This window comes from Pseudopedobacter beijingensis (genome assembly GCF_042678145.1).
GTDB classification, from domain to species: domain Bacteria; phylum Bacteroidota; class Bacteroidia; order Sphingobacteriales; family Sphingobacteriaceae; genus Pseudopedobacter; species Pseudopedobacter beijingensis.
Genome location: NZ_JBHUDG010000003.1, coordinates 233,533 through 252,343, shown reverse-complemented (window position 1 = coordinate 252,343; position 18,811 = coordinate 233,533). Strand labels below are relative to the sequence as shown.

Sequence of the window (18,811 nt, the reverse complement as noted above, 5' to 3'; positions counted from 1 at the left end):
AAAGCAAAATTGCAGAAATTAAACGTTAGCAGGAAAGAAAATTTTAGACACTTATTTGTTGATGCCCGAAAGTATCACATGTGCCAATCGCTTGCATGATTCTTCAGATTCTATAAGATATAAAGAATTCTGACTGGGAGTTTCTAATCCGTTAAAAGCAGCGTTTGTCCAGTTGGCGAAAAAATCAACCTCCTCTTCTGTCATTTTCTTGAAATCACCGGCTTGCATACCACTTTTGATAATTTCTTTGATAAATTCGATATGAGTGGATTCAAACTCTTTCTTCAGTCTGAGTATTTCTCTCAGATTGTCAAAAACCTCGTCAAAAACAACACAGCTTAGGTTGTTATATCTTTCTCTTAACTTTAGTCTGGAAACCAGATAAGCCTCGAATTTTTTTTTAGCTTCTGTCTCATGATTAACAGCGAGTCTTACCTGCTTTACTGCATTTTCCATTTCTTCGCGGATAACGGCTTCAAATAGCTCTGTTTTGCCAGGATAATAATAGTATAAAGTGCTTTTTCCTTTACCTACAGCCTTGGCTACGTCGTCCATTGTGGTCTTTTTTAGACCGAATCTGGAAAATAGATTTTTAGCAGCATGAAGAATCTCGCAGTTTAAACTATCATCCTTGATGTCTAATCCTGCCATTTTACTCGACTTTTTGGTGATTTAAATCTAAATATAACGAATGTTTATTAAATAATGATGAATTTTTTTAGCCCCACAGACTCTCAGCCTGTCATTATTTCGTAAAATGAAAGTCAATCATCAGTCATATGGATTGTAGATCAGTGTGTTACAAAATCAACTCTTTTTTTGTGATTTTAAAACTTTTGCATTGTGGAATTTCTGACTATATTTGTCGAATAGTCAGAAGGTCAAATAGACCCGATTTAAAAATTAAAATATAATTAGATATGAAAAAGTTATTATTATCAATCGCAGTATTAAGTGGCTTGGCTTTTACAACTCAGGCTCAAACAGAAAAAGGAAACTTTATTTTAGGTGGTAGTGTAGGCTTTAACACCAGTAAAGTGGATGGAGCATCAAAATCAGATGTTGATTTTAACGTAGTTCCTAATATTGGTTATTTTTTAAATGATAACATCGCAATTGGTACCGGAGTTGGTTACAAATATGCTAAATCGGTAACATTGAAAGAACAAGGCGAAGCATTTGTGGTAGCACCATTTGGTCGTTATTATGTTAACCTTTCAGACCAATTTAAATTTTACGGACAATTATCAGTTCCAATGGAATTTGGTACTGCCAAATTTGTAGATGCTAATGGAGATACTGGTGCTAAACTAGGTACTGCCACTAATATAGGTGTTAATGTAGCTCCGGGTTTTGCTTTCTTTCCAACAAAAAGAATAGGAATTGAGTTTTCTGTAGCAGGATTAAGTTACGATAACAAACAGCTTAAAGACGAGGCAACAGGTGCAAAACTTAAAACTAACAGTTTTGGCTTAAATGCTGATGCTTTTGCTCCTAAATTAGGTGTACAGTTCCACTTCTAAGATTTTATTTATTTGCAATGCTTTGAGGGCCAGCAGTATAATTTACTGCTGGCTTTTTTGTTTTTACTTCTTATTTAAAATTATTCTATTTTAAGTGTAATGACATTTTTGTGACATATTTGGTCGTTTTAAAAAATACTTTTGCGCCCGAATCAATTATTATATTTTTAAAATAGAGAACTATGAAAAAAATGTTTTTAGCATTAGCACTTTGTGCTTCGATTGCAACAGTACAAGCGCAAGATTTTAAACCTAAAGCAGGTGATGTAACAACTGAGTTTGGTTTAAATGGAGGTATTAACAACACAAATTTCAATTTTAAAGACGGAGCTTTATTACGTTTTCGTTACTTCGCTAAAGAAAATTTAGCTTACAGAGTAGGTTTTGGTGCCGAAATTGACCAAGAAACTAATAATGTTTATGGACCTAACGACGAAAAAGGTACATTTAAACGTTCAAACAATTCTTTGAATATTAACTTAGGAGTTGAAAAACATTTTGCAGGAACAGAGCGTTTATCTCCATACGTAGGTGCTGATATTTTATTTGGTACAGGTAAAGAAGTAATTAAAACAAAAGATGTAACATTAGGTGGAGCTTACCAAGCTAATGAAAAATTTGAGAGAAAAGGTCCGGGTTTTATTGATCTAGGTTTACGTGGTGTTATCGGTGCAGACTATTACATAGCAAAGCGTCTTTTCTTAGGTGCTGAAGCAGGTCTTGGTTTTACTTGGACTAAAGAAGGAAAAGAAAAAGTTAATAATAATGGAGTTTCAACAGATATTAAATCTGCAGGAAGCTCATTCGAACTTAACCCTAGAGTAATTGGTGCAATTCGTATCGGTTTTGTTTTCTAAGAAATAGACATTAAAAAATAAATGAAAGAGCCTGTAGTTTAATAACTATGGGCTCTTTTATTTAAAAACCTTATCTGTTTTTAAAGTATTCTAATCCTAAATCATTAAATTACCGGCTTAACATGTCAGAAAAAGTATTTAAGGATGATAACAAGTGTAAAAGAAAAAGATTTTATCTCGACTGTTCATGAATGGTTAGAAAATATAATCGAAAAGATTGGGGTAGAAAATCAGATAATTTCTTATCTGAAATTGTTTGTGTTTTTGGTGGTATTAGTGCTCGTAGTTTGGATAACCTATCGTTTAGGCCAAAAGATACTGATCAAAGTATTTAAAAACCTGATTTCTAAAACAAGTACAAAATTTGATGATTTTTTACTTGAACATAAACTTCCCGATCAGATTGCCAGAATAATACCACTCAATATAGTGATTAGTTTGGTCCCCCTAATATTCTACGATTTTACTCAGGTTATACCTGCTGTTAATACGCTGCTGGATATTTATACCATTGTTTTGGGAATATATATATTCAGATCGGTATTGAGGTCGATAAGGGATTATCTGAAAACCAAAGACTCCTTTAAAGATAAGCCTATAGATAGCTATGTGCAGGTAATGGTTATAGTTCTGTATTTTGTAGCGGGACTATTAATTTTTACAACCCTTACAGGACGTTCCGTTCTTGCTTTTTTTACCACTTTAGGAGCTGCTTCTGCTATACTTATATTGGTTTTTAAAGATACCATATTGGGTTTTGTGGCCAGTATACAAGTAACCATTAATGATATGGTACGTATTGGTGATTGGATTACAATGGATAAATACGGAGCAGATGGCGACGTTATAGAAATTTCGCTGACTACGGTAAAAGTGCAAAACTTTGATAAGACCATTACCACTATTCCTACTTACAACCTTATATCCGACTCTTTTAAAAACTGGAGAGGGATGACGAGTGCCGGTGGAAGAAGAATAAAAAGAGCGATAAGAATAAAAATATCCACTATTAAATACCTTTCTGATGAAGATATTCATCGTTTAAAGAAGGTGTCATTAATCAGCGATTATCTGAACACTAAGAAAACGGAAATAGAACAGAATAATTCGGAGAGAAATATCGATCGGTCTGTTTTGATTAATGGGAGAAATCTGACTAATATTGGTGTGTTTAGAGTGTATATTGATGAATACCTTAAAAGCAATCCCAACCTGCATACAGGTATGACCATGATTGTACGACAACTGGAACCGCAAGACGATGGCTTGCCCTTAGAAATTTACACTTTTACCAATGATGTAAAATGGAAGAACTACGAAAACATTATGGCCGATATATTCGACCATATTTTCGCAGCTGTAAGTTATTTTGATCTGGAAGTGTTTGAATCACCTGCCTCCAGTGATTTTAGGAGTATGTTGTCTAAAATAAATGCCTGATTATTTAAATGAATAACCACCGTCTATTTGCAAAATAGAACCATTCAGGTATTCGTTTTCCAGAATATGCATGGCTAGTTTAGCAACCTCTTCAGGTTCTCCAAATCGGTTTAGGGCAATACCCGGTTTAATGGCTTCTCTAACCTCGTGTTTTTTTGCCTTTTGCCAGTCGGTATCAATATAGCCCGGGTTAATACAGTTAATTCTGATGCCCATGGGTTGGAAAACCTTTACCATATTTTTGGTAAGGGCGTTTATTCCACTTTTAGATACTCCGTAAGGAATAGATGTTGCATGTGGGTATACAGCCAACATAGAACCTATTAATATAATGTTTCCCCCTGTTTTTAATAAAGGTTTAGCCTGGTTCATAAACAGTATAGGAAACAAGAGGTTACAATTGAATACGTTAATGATGTTCTGGTCATCAGCTTCAAAAAAAGGAGATCGGTCTGTAATACCTGCATTAAATACCAGTACATCGTAAACCGGAGAGATGGATTGTAGTTTTTCTATTAACCCGTTAATATGGCTAAGGTCGCTATTGTTGTATTGTACACAATAAAAATCTTCATTTTCTTTAAAGCGTGGGTTAATCTCATTTTTAAAGTCGGTAGTATTCACATAATTAAATACTACTCTATAACCTTTTTCCAGTAAGCTGCAAGCTATGGAAAAACCTATCCCTCTTGATGACCCGGTAACAAATGCGTATTTCATGATATTCTTTTCCCAAATTTAAACAACAAAAGTGAGCATCAGGCATCTATTCCCTTTAATATTGAAATCAACAGCGTTTTATCTGGATATTAGGATTGTGTTTTTAAACCTTAATATTTATAATTGTAAGTATTAAATCATTGCAATGGAAAAAATATATTTAAGTGATGCAGGGCCAAAAGTGTCTCCAGCTATTTATGGGTTTTATAGATGGGATGATGTAAACGAATCCACTTCTTCTGAAATGGAGAAAATTGTGAACCTATGTCTGGAATTGGGAATAAATACCTTTGACCATGCAGATATTTACGGAGATTACCAGATTGAGGAGCTTTTTGGTAAACTAATCAACAATAAATCTTTTAAAAGAGAAGATATTGTATTGTTTACAAAGTGTGGTTTAAGGGTACCGGGCTCGTCACAACCCGATGTTCGTATCAGACATTTCAATACATCGGGAGAGTATATCGTTAAATCGGTAGAAAATTCATTAAAGAAGCTGAAAACAGATTATATAGATATCTTTTTGTTGAACCATTTGGATCAGATTTCCAATTTGGAAGAAACAGCAAGTGCTTTACTTAAATTGAGGATGTCTGGAAAAGTGAAAAATATTGGTATTACCAATTTTTCTGTATTTGAGCATCAGCTATTGGCATCGTACCTGAATATTCCGATTGTAACCAATCATATAGAGCTTAATTTACTGAATACATCTGCTTTGGATAGTGGTCAGATAGATTATATTAAACAACGTTACATGAGGCCTTTGGCATCTGCTCCATTGGCAGAAGGGCGTATAGCCAACGGAACTGATGAAGCCGCTGTAAAACTGAGAAATAAACTGGAGCAAATAGCTCCTAAATATAATGTAGATATTGAGTCTTTAGCGGTAGCCTGGTTGGTTAAATTAGGTGCGCTTCCTTTGATTGGAACTAAAAACGAACAAAGGATAAGAAATATTGTAAACTCATTTTCAGTGGAGCTGGATCATCAGGATTGGTACGAGCTTTACCAAACAAATGGCTAGCCAGATAGCTGCATTTTATTTCTTGTAGGGAAGTAAAATAAGGTATAGTATTTAAAGAGAGAGCTTAGTTTACAAGATCTCTCTTTAAAAAAGACTTTAAACAAAGATCTTAACTTCTGATATTTTGCTCGATTATGAGAGCTGTGCTTTTTTATAGAAACAGTTTCGTCTCTTCGCTATAATCTCTATAATTAAATAGGTCAGCGTGGTACTAAGGTGGGAGTATACTGGGAGTAAAGTGCTAGTATAGTGGGAGTATCAAGGTTGGGGGACTAGATTGAGAAAGAGTTTGGTTATAGGTAAATCTTATTGGTATCTAGATATCTATAAAGTATTATAAATAGAATCTCTTTTTAATAAAAAAGCTACTATAACTATGTTTTAGATACTGAAACGAGTTCCTAATGATCTATATAGCGATGCTATCAGTGATCAGAGCTATTTAGTGGTAGGGGTTACTTTTCTGTGTAATTTTTATGAGCGATTAAAAAACTAACCCTTTCTTCTTTTTTGAAAGGAATATCCCAATTACCCTGATAGCTGATTTTTGTAGGTAGCAGCTCATCGAAGAAATAAGACATTTCGATATTCATCTGAATATCGAAGCTAAAGGCCAGATTATCCAGTTTCATATCTATATATCTGCCTAAGATCTGAAAATTTCTTTTGTCGAAAATAGTCGTAAGCTCTTTGATCATCAGTCCGTTTTTAGTCCAGTTAGACAAATCGTCTTTTAGGGTAACTTTAAAACGATAAACGGGTATAGAATCTAAATAAGTTCCTGAATAAAACATGTAGTCGTAATATTGACGCATATTTGAAGAAAATATCTCTGTTTTTCCAGAAATAACAGGTATTCCTTTAATTGGTCTTCCCGGACTAAAAATTAATGTTTTAAGCTTGTCTTTGTAAGATTGGTTTTTATCGCTGTTTGTAGAATTACCCGAAGCTGGGGCATAGTAAGATTTATATGCATTGGTAAATATATAATCAAACATCTCTACTGTTTTTAAATTATATTTACCGTTTTTCTTGTAGAGCTTACCCGAACTCCTTTCTTCCAGATAAGTTATTTTTTGTGCTCCTTTTGCGGGGTTATGAATAAACTTCTTATAGATACTCCCTTCGATGTTATTGTTTTTTTGATAGGTATAAATGCTGTTTTCTCCTAAAAACTTATACTTTTTCATGGCTCTGAATGCATCATAGAAGCTGGTATCACTAATAATTCTCTGTATAAAGTCTTCCTGATTTAATCCCGATTTTGCTGTTTTAATTACCACAACGCTATCTATAACTACGGTAAGTAGGGTATCTGGATTAAAGCGAGGAATGGCTTGTGAAAAAGCCCTGTAATGAAAAAATATAATGAGGATAAATAGGAGGATGTTGCGTTTCATAAACCAAAAATAAGAATCTTTATTATAGAATAAATTAGAGAGGTATTGTCAGGAATAATAGGTTGTGTACAAGAGGGGATTGTGGGATGCTTTTTTAAGAAATATGGTGGAAATAAGGAGGAGAACAGATCCTGAAACAAGTTCAGGATGACTGGATAGGGGGGAGTTGCAGACTATGGTCCATCGTCCATTGACTATTGACTATTACAACAATCAATGAGTACAGTGGAGATAAATCTATTCTCTAGGTATTTCTGAAGGAGATCCCTCGATTGCGTTACCGTTGGTTTTGGTTAAGATTCTGATAATGAGATTGCTTCGTTCCTCGCAATGACGCTCTGGAGGTTACGATAATCAGATAGAGGTGTTAGCTACAGACTATGGTCCATCGTCCATGGACAATATGAACCATCAGGCTTCTGACCATCGTCTTTTGACAATCTTACAGCCTGACAGTTTTAAAATATTAAGTGTTAAAAACCCAGTTCTTTGATAGCAGAATAAGCCATTAAGCCTGTGCTTATTTTTAGGGCAGATTCATCAATATCAAAAGTAGGAGTATGTACAGAAGAAGTGATGCCTTTTTCTTTATTTCCGGTTCCTAATCTGTAAAAACAAGCATCAGAAACTTGCGAATAATAAGCGAAATCCTCGGCAGCCATCCAGATATCCAGATCTATCACATTTTCTGCACCCATATAATTTACAAGGTTCTGTTTTACAGACGCTGTTAATTTTTCTTCGTTAACCAGAAACGGATAGCCGTTTACAATGTTAAAATCACAGCTTCCACCCATTCCTTCTGCAATAGATTCGGCCATTTTCTTCATTTTTTCTTTCGCAGAATTTCTCCATGCTTCGTCAAGCGTACGGAAAGTGCCATGAACTATCACCTCGTTAGGAATAACATTAGTGGCACCATCGGCAATCACTTTTCCAAAAGAAAGTACCGTAGGAATTCGTGGGTCGGCATTTCTGCTGACAATCTGTTGTAAGGCGATAATAATATGTGCCATAATCACAACCGGATCTATGTTTTCCTGGGGCTGGGCTCCGTGTCCACCTTTTCCTTTTATAGTGATGTAGATTTCATCAGAAGAAGCCATGTATTTGCCGGCCCGTATCCCTACTTTTCCGGCCTCTATCAAAGGCATTACATGTTGACCCATTACAGCTGCTGGTTTAGGGTTTTCCAGCGCGCCATCTTTTATCATTAAGCTGGCTCCGCCAGGTAGTTTTTCTTCTGCCGGCTGAAACAACAATTTAATGGTTCCTCCAAATTCACTTTTTAATCTGGATAATATAGTTGCAGTGCCTAAAAGAGAAGATGTATGCACATCATGTCCACAGGCATGCATTACTCCCGGATTGGTAGATTTGTAAGAAACATCATTAGTCTCCAGAATAGGCAGAGCGTCCATATCTGCCCTTAAAGCAATAACCTTGTCAGATGGAAGATCTCCTTTGATAATACCCAGAACGCCCGTATTTGCAATCTCTGTATAAGGGATATTTAATGCGGTTAGTTGTTCTTTAACATATTTAGAAGTTTCAAACTCTTCAAAGGATAGTTCAGGGTTGGCGTGTAGATGTCTTCTTTTATTAACTACATCTGTATAAATTTCTTCGGCCAGTCCTTTTATTTTTTCAATAAGCATTATTGGTCAACTTTTGTAGGGTTAATTTTCTCATTAAAGATAAACAAAGTAGGAAATATGGGTTTCAGATCATTGACCAATTGCTGGGCTTCTATTCTGGTCCTGAAATCGCCTACTTTTAAACGATAATTAGGTTGGGTATATGAGATATAGGTATTGTATTCTGGATATAGCGATTTAAATTTAGCCTGTTGGTCATAAACTTCTCTTCTATCCGGGCCAAAGAATATCTGCACCCTAAACCCGTTAATAACCAAAGGCGCACCTGTATTGGATGCACCTTTAGTTAGTTCTATTCTTTTTTCAATAAGATTATCTATACGCGGGTCTTTGATTTCTTCTACCGAACCTTTTTCCTGTGCATTTGCATGAATACAAAGACCAAGAAACAGACCTACGATTGATTGTTTTATTTTAAGCATTAGCTCCGTGACAACTTTTATATTTTTTACCACTTCCACATGGACAAGGATCATTTCTGCCTATTTTCTCTTCCTGACGTACAATGGGCTGTGTTTTTTGTATTTCTCTGGTATCTTCCATTCCAGGTCCATTACTAGCACCCACTTCTGTTCTAGAGCTTTTTAGTTTACTTAAATCAGTAGCCGGTTGTGAAACTGCTTGTTGCACAGGAGCTTCCTGAACAGGAATGCCACCTTTAAACAAGAAGCTCACTACTTCTTTATTTACTGCTGCTAACATGCTCTTGAATAGGTTAAATGCCTCCATTTTATAAATAATCAGAGGATCCTTTTGTTCGTAAACAGCATTTTGAACAGATTGTTTCAAATCATCCATTTCACGCAGGTGTTCTTTCCATGTATCGTCTATTAAAGCTAATACAATGTTTTTTTCGAAAGATTTGATAACTTCTTTACCATTGGTTTCTACTGATTTGTGTAAAGGAGCAGAAACCTGTATTCCTCTCACCCCATCAGTAAACGGAATGATGATGTTTTCTATACCCGGACCTCTGTTATCCAGAATGTCTTTTAATACAGGGTAGGCCTGTTGTGCAATAGCTTCAGATTTTCTCTTATAGAACTCAGAAGTTTCTATAAACACTTTTTCAATAAGTTTATTGACGTTTGAGCTTGCAAATTCTTCGGCTGTAATAGCGGTGTCTATAGAGAATACCCTAATCAGTTCCAGCTTAAAGCCTTCGTAATTATGAGTGTCTTTGTATTCCGTAACCACATCATCGATCACATCTATAATCATGTTCTCAATATCTACATCCAGACGTTGGCCAAATAATGCGTTTTTACGTTTAGAATAGATCACGCTACGTTGCGAGTTCATCACATCGTCATACTCCAATAAACGTTTACGGATACCAAAGTTGTTTTCTTCTACTTTCTTCTGTGCTCTTTCGATAGAATTGGTAATCATCGAGTGCTGAATAACTTCGCCATCTTCGATACCCATTTTTACCATCAGATTAGAGATTCTTTCCGAACCAAATAAACGCATCAGGTTATCTTCCAGTGATACAAAGAACTGAGAAGAACCCGGGTCTCCCTGACGTCCTGAACGACCACGTAACTGTCTGTCTACACGACGAGATTCGTGACGCTCTGTACCTATAATCGCTAAACCTCCTGCTTCTTTAACACCTTCGCCTAATTTAATGTCAGTACCACGACCTGCCATATTGGTTGCAATGGTTACCGTTCCTGATTTACCTGCTTCGGCCACTACATCTGCCTCTTTCTGGTGCAACTTAGCATTTAATACCTGGTGCTTAATGCCGCGTAGCTTAAGCATACGGCTTAATAATTCGGATATTTCTACAGAGGTTGTACCTACCAGAACCGGGCGACCTGCCTGTGTTAATTCCACAATCTCATCAGCCACGGCATTATATTTCTCACGCATGGTACGGTAAACCTTATCCTGCATGTCTTTACGCGCAATAGGTCTGTGCGGAGGTATTTCTACCACGTCCAGTTTATAGATTTGCCATAACTCACCAGCTTCAGTAATAGCCGTACCGGTCATACCTGCCAGTTTATGGTACATTCTAAAGTAATTTTGCAGTGTAATAGTGGCGTAAGTCTGAGTAGCGTCCTCTATTTTTACATTTTCTTTTGCCTCTATCGCCTGGTGTAAACCGTCTGAGTAACGACGGCCATCCATAATACGACCGGTTTGTTCGTCTACAATCTTTATTTTTCCGTCGTCTATAATATACTCGGTGTCTTTTTCAAATAGCGTATAGGCTTTTAAAAGTTGGTTTACCGAGTGGATACGTTCTGCTTTTATAGAATAATCTCTAAGCAATTCGTCTTTTTTATGCGCTTTTTCTTCCGTTCCGATGTTTGCTTTTTCAATCTCAGCAATTTCGGTACCTACATCAGGAAGGATAAAGAAGTTAGGGTCTTCACCAGAAGAGGTAATTAATTCAATACCTTTTTCGGTTAGCTCCACCTGGTTCTGTTTCTCATCAATGATAAAGAATAGTTCCGCATCTACTTTATGCATTTCCTTGTTTTGGTCCTGCATATAGTAATTTTCTGTTTTTGTTAAAACCTGACGGATGCCAGATTCGCTCAAAAACTTAATTAACGCTTTGTTTTTAGGCAAACCACGGTGCGCTCTCAATAGCGCCATTCCACCCTCTTCCTGTCCGGACTTACCCTCGTTAATTTGTTTTTTGGCTTCGTTCAGTACACCGGTAATATAGTTCTTTTGTGCATTAACCAAGCGTTCTATTCTTGGTTTCAGATCATAAAACTCATGCTCATCACCACGTGGAATAGGTCCCGAAATAATCAAAGGTGTACGGGCATCGTCAATCAATACCGAGTCAACCTCATCCACAATAGCAAAGTGTAATTTGCCTTGTACCAGTTCTTCCGGAGTGCGTGTCATATTGTCACGCAGGTAGTCGAAACCAAATTCGTTATTTGTTCCGTAAACCACATCAGACTGATAGGCTTTTCTTCTTTCTACAGAGTTTGGATAATGTTTATCAATACAATCTACAGACAGGCCATGAAATTCGAAAACAGGTCCGTTCCATTCAGAGTCACGACGGGCAAGGTAATCGTTTACTGTTACCACATGAACTCCCATTCCCGCCAAAGCATTTAAGTAAATAGGTAAAGTTCCTACCAGGGTTTTACCCTCACCTGTACCCATTTCGGCAATTTTACCCTGATGTAGTACAATACCACCAATGAGCTGAACATCGTAGTGAACCATGTTCCACTTAACCTCAGTTCCGGCAGCTAACCACGAGTTATGGTGTATGGCCTTATCTCCATTGATAATTACGTTTGGTTTACGAGCCGCTAATTCTTTATCGAAATCTGTAGCGGTAACTTCTATGGCTTCGTTTTCTGTGAATCTTTTTGCTGTTTCTTTCATTACAGCAAAAGCCTCAGGAAGGATTTCAGCCAAAGTAACTTCCAGTTTTTTGTTACGCTCTTTCTCTAGTCTGTCAATTTCGTCATAGTAAGCCGTTTTTTCAGAAAGTGGCATTTCCTGATTCTGCTCAACATTATTTTTTATTTCTATGATTTTTCCGTTGATTTCAGAAAGGCTTTCTTGTATTCTATGTTTGAAGTTGAGGGTTTTTCCTCTCAGTTCGTCATTTGTAATGCCGGAGAGCTTGTTGTACTCTTCGTTTATCTTGTCTACGATAGGTCTGATAACTTTTAAATCTCTATCAGATTTACTACCGAATATCTTACTTATAAAATTTAACATCTTAGATTATTTTATGAATCTTTAAAAGTCAACAACTACGCCATGTTCCGAATATGGTCAAAATGGCATATTGTGGGCGTGTAAAATTAAGATTTTATTTAAAAGTTTATAATTTATGGCAGTCAGATATTTAAATAAAATGTAAAAAATCATATTTGTGACTACTAAATGCCAGAAATTCTATAATTTGAATGGATAAACAGACGAACTTATGAACGGTATCAATATTATTACGGACGAAAAAGGAAATACAAAAGCCCTTATGCTGGATCTGATCTATTTTAAAAGAGAGGGAATAAGTGCTGATAAGGTATTGGAATCTCTTGCCCAATTACAGCAATGGATAGACGAAACACCAGTAGCTCAAAAGAAAGATAACAGTTGGGAATCTGCCAAAGCTAAATTAGAACAACTAAAAGACCAGAAATGAAGAATGTGATTTTAGGGCTCCTGGCTATGGTCTGTAGTCAATTACTTTTTGCACAAGATAGTTTGCAGCAAGTGTCGCCTTTGAAATTTATTTCATCCCAAAACTACCAGTACTATAAAAATGGGGGGAATGCAGATTTGTATCTTATAGCAGAGGTAAATAATTATCCTTCGCCGGGGAGCGTACTCCAACTTGCTAAAGAGCTATCCTTAACCACCGACCAGAAACATCAGGTGAATATGATCCATATAGAACTGAACAGGAAGGTTAAAGAAATGGGCGGCTTTCTGATTAAGGAACAAACAAAGCTTAACCAGCTTTTTGAAACCCGTAAAATAGATGAAGGATCTTTGATTTATTATACCAATAAAATTGGAGCATTGGAAGGCGAATTACGGAATGCATACTTAAGGGCACACCTAAGAACAAGCACTTTGTTGTCTGCACAACAACTAAAAAAGTATCAGGATATAAATAATAAAGGTAAGTAATTTTAAATTTCGCCAAGTAAACGATAACTTAGCAGCCTAAAAATTTTTTATATGAATACATCTTTCGACTTTGAAAAGCCTATTGCTGATTTACAGCAACAGGTAGAAAAAGTAAAGCAGGTAGCAGAAAAGACAAAAGTAGACATGTCTGCTACTCTGAAAGAATTGGAAGAAAAAATAGAAGTAACCAAAAAGGAAATCTATAGCAACCTTACCGGATGGCAGCAGGTTCAGATTTCCAGACATCCGGAAAGACCATATACTCTGCAATATATAGAAGAAATTTGTGATGATTTTATTGAGCTGCATGGCGACAGGACTGTGAAGGATGATAAAGCTATTGTTGGTGGTTTTGGTACCATTAATGGCGAAACAGTAATGATTATTGGTCACCAGAAAGGTATAAATACCAAAATGCGCCAGTATAGAAATTTTGGTATGGCTAATCCCGAAGGTTATAGAAAAGCATTACGCTTGATGCGCCTGGCCGAAAAATTTAACAAACCTGTTTTAACACTGATAGATACGCCGGGAGCTTATCCGGGATTAGAGGCAGAAGAAAGAGGACAGGGAGAGGCTATTGCCAGAAACTTGTTAGAGATGTCGATATTGAGGGTGCCTATTATTTGTGTGGTTGTGGGCGAAGGAGCTTCAGGTGGTGCCTTAGGAATTGGTATTGGAGATAGGGTGTTGATGTTGGAAAACTCCTGGTACTCTGTGATTTCTCCGGAAAACTGTTCGGCTATTTTGTGGAGAACGTGGGATTATAAAGAGAAAGCTGCAGAAGCTTTAAAGCTGACTTCTAAAAATATGCTGGCTAACGGATTAATAGACGGTATTATTCCAGAACCTTTGGGTGGGGCGCATCAGGATCCTACCCTAATGGCCGCAACTTTAAAAGAGCGGATTATAAAAGACCTTAAAGAGCTTAAAGCAAAAAATGTAGATCAATTGATTAAAGAAAGAATTGATAAGTTTTGCGCTATGGGGGTTGTTGTAGAAGAATAAGCTTATTACTATACGATTTTGGAAAAGGAACGATTTTTAAATTGTTCCTTTTTTTGTTGGTGTAAATTAGGTTTATGCCCTTGTTATGTACATCGTTCTTTTCGAGAGACGATGTTAGAAGAGTCGCCCACAAAAACTGTAATGGATTCAGAATGATTGGGATCCTTTTAGATACTTTCAATCACCGTTTTGGATGTATTTATAGAAGGTTATGCTCCTGAAACCTTGAAGCATCTTTAAAGCATCTCTAAAGGTTCTCTTAACGAAGGATGGAGCTTCTTTAGTTTTTGCTATTGTATAAGAGAATTTAAGGTTTGTTTTTTATTAGGATAGGCGTTTTGCTTTCATGAGTGTTGGTGGTGTCTTTTTACTTTTTTTGGAAAAAGTAAAACAAAACATTTTTTTCTTTGATGGCTGAGGCTCTAGTCTAACGCTCGTGAAAAAATAGGGTCGCTGTCTTTTCTTTGATCGCAGGGTGGGGTATGAATGTTGTTTTCGAAACGGTCAAGGAAATCATTTCATTAGAGGCTCGGTTTTGCTCATTGTTATGGACTGCTAATATTTTTACAAAGGTTGTGCTGGAGGGGAGAGTTGTTTTTAAAGAAACAATAAAACTTGTTGTTTCGACTGGAATGCAATGGGGAATTGAAGATCAACGAAGTTAAATTTGTTGGGTATGAAAAGTTGATGGATAGGTTTGTTTTTTATTAACCTGAGTTTATAAAAAGGCTATGAGAGTAATGCCAAAAGAGATTGCTTCGTCGTACCTCCTCGCAATGACAAAAATAGGGGCGTCTTCCGAATTTATTTAGGAACTAAACATGAAATAATGTCCAAATCACTCAAAAACAATGAAATATTAATCGATTTCAGGTTGTTAGGATAGGCGTTCTGCTTTCATGAGTATTGGTGGTGTCTTTTTACTTTTTTTGGAATAAGTAAAGCAAAACATTTTTTTCTTTGATGGCTGAGGCTCTAGTCCAACGCTCGTGAAAAAATAGGATCGCTGTCTTTTCTTCGACCGCAGGGTGTGGTATGAATGTTCTTTTCGAAACGGTCAAAGAAATCATTTCATTAGAGGCTGGGTTTTGCTCATTGTTGTGGACTGCTGATATTTTTACAAAGGTTGTGCTGGAGGGAAGAGTTGTTTTTTAGGTGTTATGCGTATCGTCCTTTTTCTTTCTTTGACAACATCGTTTGTGAAAGGACGAGGTGTCTTAAAACTCGAAGTGATGGGGCAGTAAGAAGGGGCTGTGTCAAAAGGATTTTGTCATCCCCAGCGCAGTCGAGGGATCTCTTTCAAAATACTTAGGAAAGAGATCTCTCTTCACTGTACTCATCGAAATGACAACGTTTTTACTTTTGACACAACCCTCTTTATTTACCTTGTGAAACCGAATTTATTCTCGAAAGACTTCAATTCAGCAACAATCATTTTATTTAAAGTAGCCTGCTTGTGTTTTTCTGTCAGTTCTTCAAATTGAGAAAGAACAAATAAACCCAATTGTACATCCCTTCCGGTCAGGTCTTCTTTGGTTTTATTGATAGAGTATCTGTAGTTCAACTCACCTTTGATAAGACCAGCTGTTTGTTCCAAAATATCATTGGCTTCCTTGGTCATTCCCAGTTGGTACAGAAGGTCCACAATTTCATATTTCCCTAAAGCAAAATTAGAATCGTACACTGTTTTAATAGGTAATACCTCTAAACATTTACCCATTACTTTTTTAGCACTATCCGCTTTTCCTTCAGCAATCAGGTTTCTTGAAAGCTCTACAAATTTGTTTACAGAAAGGAATACCATTTTTGTGGATTCAGGGTCAAGGTACGCTGCATTTTTCATGTTGCCCCAAACAAATTTATCCATCATGTTAGCATACATTTCGTCAGCATTTACCTCCTCTGTTTCAGATAAAGCACTCTGGTTATCTACCTTATTCTTAGTTTTAGGTAATAAACGAAGCGCAAAACCTTCATTAAATAAGTATTTATCCAATCCCATGAAACTGCTGCTAGGTACGGTAAAGGCAAAATAAATAGGTCTTTCCCATTTGTTGTGTACCAGCATATCTAAGAAAGCAAGTTGTCCTTTTGTTAAGTAGTTTCCTGAAAGAGACCATTGCATCTCGGGTACAATTCTGTCTTTTTCATCTGCTTTCATGGTTCCGGTTTTTAATATTTCCTCCGCATTGATGTCCAGTTTCAGCTGTTTTGTAGGTAAGAAATTTTCGTATTTACCATTCTGGTACTGTACTTTTGCCTCCTGATTATCAGAAGTAACAAACTCAAATACATCTCCTACGTTTTGGAATCCCTGTAACTGAAAGTCCTGATAGAATATCACGTCCCTTACACCAGAAACATAAGCCGAAGGAGCCATGGTGATGGGCAGAGGTTTAGACTCGTTGAAAGGTCTTCTTAGCTGATTAATGTACCAATCGGTATCAAATAAGCTTAAGTTTACTATTCTGATATCCGGTCTGAAGTTCTCTACTTCCTGAACGTACCATAATGGATAAGTATCATTATCGCCATAAGTAAACAGAATAGCGTTAGGAGCACAGCTGGCCAGGTAGTTTTTAGCTAGGTCTCTTGCGGTGGTTTTATGCGAGCGGTCGTGGTCATTCCACTCTTCTTTAGCCATTAAAACCGGGGCCGCTAACAAACAAATCGTAGTAGAAAGTATACCCGCAGTTTTTGCGTTCATAAACTTGCCTATCCATTCAGAAATAGCAAATACCGCCAGTCCAATCCAGATAGCAAAGGCATAAAAAGACCCTGCATAAGCATAATCCCGTTCGCGGGGTTGGTTTGGTGTTTGGTTCAGGTAAATTACAATGGCCAGTCCCGTAAAAAAGAAGAGCAAACCTACTACTCCGGCATCTTTCTGGTTACGTTTAAAGTGCCAGAAAGCACCTATTATACCTAAAATAAGTGGTAAGAAATAAAGGCGATTATATGCGTTGTTTTCTGTAATGCTTTTAGGAAGTTCGCTCTGGTTGCCTAAACGCATGGCGTCTATCGGTTTAATACCACTTATCCAGTTTCCTTTAGTATATTCACCATAGCCCTGCTCATCGTTTTGGCGACCGGCAAAGTTCCACATGAAATACCGCATATACATAAACCCAACCTGATAAGTTCCAAAAAAGCCCATGTTTTGTGCAAAGTTCGGACTTTCTGATTCAGACATATTCATCCAGTCGCGGTACACAGCCACATGTCCCCTGTCGTCACTATACATTCTGGGTAGTAATGTATTTCTGTCGTACACGTATGAATTTCTTTTACCAGCAACTTCATATTTGCTATCGCCTCTTCTATAGATGGTGCTGGTTTCTTTGGAGTCTACAATTTTGCTGTCGAAATACTGACCATAAAATAATGGTCGGTCTCCGTATTGCTCCCTGTTAAGGTAGCTTAAAAAAGAGAATGCATCTGAAGGATGGCTGTTGTTTAATGTAGGATTAGCTTTGGCTCTGATTACAATCATAGCGAAAGAGCTGTACCCAAAAATAATAAGTATAAATGATAGGGTGGCCATGTTGAGTACCGGCTTGTTCTTTTTGATAGAGTAAATAACAAGCCATATCGAAAAGGCAACAACCAACACCGCCAGGAAAGCAACTCCACTACCAAAACCCAAGCCTAAGGTGTTTACAAAGAAAAGATCAAAGTAAGCTCCCATTTTTATCATGTACTGGATAATTCCGTACTGTATAAAGCCCAGGATGGCAATACCAACAAATAAAGCAATGATGGTGCCTTTTGTGGTTGCCTTGTCTGTTCTTCTGAAATAGTATACCAATGCAATAGCAGGTATGGCCAATAAGTTTAATAAGTGCACTCCAATAGATAAACCCATTACATAAGCTATAAACAGGATCCATTTATCGGAATTAGGTTCGTCTGCATGCGCATCCCATTTTAAGATAGCCCAAAATACAATGGCAGTCAGTAAAGAAGACATGGCATATACCTCGGCTTCTACTGCAGAGAACCAAAAAGTATCTGAAAAAGCATAAGCTAAAGCACCTACTAAACCTGCACCCATAATGGTAATGGTTTGTGCGGTATTGGGATCTTTCTGATATCCTGAAGTTACTTTTTTACCTAAAGCTGTAACCGACCAAAATAGGAACATAATGGTAGCACCACTTGACAATGCCGAGCTGATGTTTACCCAGTAAGCAATGGACATTTCATCGGCTGCAAGTAAACTGAATATTTTTCCCACCATTAAAAATAGTGGAGCTCCCGGTTGGTGTACCACCTGAAGCTTATATGCAGCAGAAATAAACTCGCCACAATCCCAATAGCTGGCAGTAGGCTCCAATGTTAAAACATAGGCAGCACTTGCTATAAGGAAAGTCAGCCAACCAAATAAATTGTTGATCTTTTTATACGTCATGTCTGTATTAGATTCTTTTAACCAGCCGAAAATAATTATTTGAAATGAATATACGGGTACTTTAACAAATTATTAACCCTTTTATTAATCTGTTTTTAATGTGAGACAGCATAAATTAGACGTTTTGCT

14 protein-coding genes are annotated in these 18,811 nt (G+C 36.8%); 7 read left to right on the top strand and 7 right to left on the bottom strand.

What is annotated here, in order from left to right:
* Nucleotides 1–51: 51 nt before the first annotated feature.
* A complete protein-coding gene (locus ACFSAH_RS02955; protein ID WP_379661202.1) occupies nt 52–651 on the bottom strand; it encodes a TetR/AcrR family transcriptional regulator in 600 nt (199 codons plus the stop codon).
* A gap of 269 nt (nt 652–920) precedes the next feature.
* Between ACFSAH_RS02955 and ACFSAH_RS02950 the strand changes: the two genes are divergently transcribed.
* From ACFSAH_RS02950 to ACFSAH_RS02940, 3 genes are all read left to right on the top strand, one after another.
* The gene (locus ACFSAH_RS02950; protein WP_379661201.1) at nt 921–1,523 is read left to right on the top strand and encodes an outer membrane beta-barrel protein; all 603 of its coding nucleotides are present in this window, start codon (nt 921–923) and stop codon (nt 1,521–1,523) included.
* A 182-nt stretch (nt 1,524–1,705) separates the two neighbouring features.
* Complete coding sequence (locus ACFSAH_RS02945) at nt 1,706–2,380, top strand: outer membrane beta-barrel protein (protein ID WP_379661200.1); 675 nt, start codon at nt 1,706–1,708, stop codon at nt 2,378–2,380.
* A 144-nt stretch (nt 2,381–2,524) separates the two neighbouring features.
* Nucleotides 2,525–3,820 carry a mechanosensitive ion channel family protein gene (locus ACFSAH_RS02940; protein ID WP_379661199.1) on the top strand — a complete coding sequence of 432 codons (1,296 nt, stop codon included), beginning with the start codon at nt 2,525–2,527 and terminating at the stop codon, nt 3,818–3,820.
* Here ACFSAH_RS02940 and ACFSAH_RS02935 read toward each other — a convergent pair whose 3' ends face one another.
* Complete coding sequence (locus ACFSAH_RS02935; RefSeq protein ID WP_379661198.1) at nt 3,821–4,540, bottom strand: SDR family NAD(P)-dependent oxidoreductase; 720 nt, start codon at nt 4,538–4,540, stop codon at nt 3,821–3,823.
* Between the two features lie 145 nt (nt 4,541–4,685).
* Between ACFSAH_RS02935 and ACFSAH_RS02930 the strand changes: the two genes are divergently transcribed.
* A complete protein-coding gene (locus ACFSAH_RS02930) occupies nt 4,686–5,570 on the top strand; it encodes an aldo/keto reductase (RefSeq protein WP_379661197.1) in 885 nt (294 codons plus the stop codon).
* A gap of 455 nt (nt 5,571–6,025) precedes the next feature.
* Here the strand turns inward: ACFSAH_RS02930 and ACFSAH_RS02925 are convergent, their stop codons facing one another.
* The 4 genes from ACFSAH_RS02925 to secA all read right to left on the bottom strand — a co-directional run bounded on the left by ACFSAH_RS02925 (nt 6,026) and on the right by secA (nt 12,342).
* Nucleotides 6,026–6,970, bottom strand: a complete 945-nt coding sequence (locus ACFSAH_RS02925) for a hypothetical protein (RefSeq protein WP_379661196.1) — start codon at nt 6,968–6,970, stop codon at nt 6,026–6,028.
* Between the two features lie 473 nt (nt 6,971–7,443).
* Nucleotides 7,444–8,628, bottom strand: coding sequence for a M20 metallopeptidase family protein (locus ACFSAH_RS02920; protein WP_379661195.1), 1,185 nt, complete (start codon nt 8,626–8,628; stop codon nt 7,444–7,446).
* A complete protein-coding gene (locus ACFSAH_RS02915) occupies nt 8,628–9,050 on the bottom strand; it encodes an SPOR domain-containing protein (protein ID WP_379661194.1) in 423 nt (140 codons plus the stop codon). Before ACFSAH_RS02915 ends, ACFSAH_RS02920 begins: the two co-directional genes overlap by 1 nt.
* Complete coding sequence (gene secA / locus ACFSAH_RS02910; RefSeq protein WP_379661193.1) at nt 9,043–12,342, bottom strand: preprotein translocase subunit SecA; 3,300 nt, start codon at nt 12,340–12,342, stop codon at nt 9,043–9,045. Before secA ends, ACFSAH_RS02915 begins: the two co-directional genes overlap by 8 nt.
* 211 nt (nt 12,343–12,553) lie before the next feature.
* On the opposite strand from secA, the gene ACFSAH_RS02905 reads away from it, so the two are divergent.
* From ACFSAH_RS02905 to ACFSAH_RS02895, 3 genes are read left to right on the top strand one after another with little or no spacing between them, the layout of a single operon-like run.
* Complete coding sequence (locus ACFSAH_RS02905) at nt 12,554–12,772, top strand: hypothetical protein (RefSeq protein ID WP_379661192.1); 219 nt, start codon at nt 12,554–12,556, stop codon at nt 12,770–12,772.
* Nucleotides 12,769–13,263: a hypothetical protein gene (locus tag ACFSAH_RS02900; RefSeq protein ID WP_379661191.1), complete on the top strand. Its 495-nt coding sequence runs from the start codon at nt 12,769–12,771 to the stop codon at nt 13,261–13,263. Before ACFSAH_RS02905 ends, ACFSAH_RS02900 begins: the two co-directional genes overlap by 4 nt.
* 51 nt (nt 13,264–13,314) lie before the next feature.
* Nucleotides 13,315–14,271 (top strand): acetyl-CoA carboxylase carboxyltransferase subunit alpha, encoded by a 957-nt coding sequence (locus ACFSAH_RS02895; protein ID WP_379661190.1) that lies wholly within the window; start codon nt 13,315–13,317, stop codon nt 14,269–14,271.
* A gap of 1,381 nt (nt 14,272–15,652) precedes the next feature.
* On the opposite strand, the gene ACFSAH_RS02890 is transcribed toward ACFSAH_RS02895, so the two are convergent.
* Nucleotides 15,653–18,682, bottom strand: coding sequence for a glycosyltransferase family 117 protein (locus ACFSAH_RS02890; protein WP_379661189.1), 3,030 nt, complete (start codon nt 18,680–18,682; stop codon nt 15,653–15,655).
* Nucleotides 18,683–18,811 lie beyond the last annotated feature (129 nt).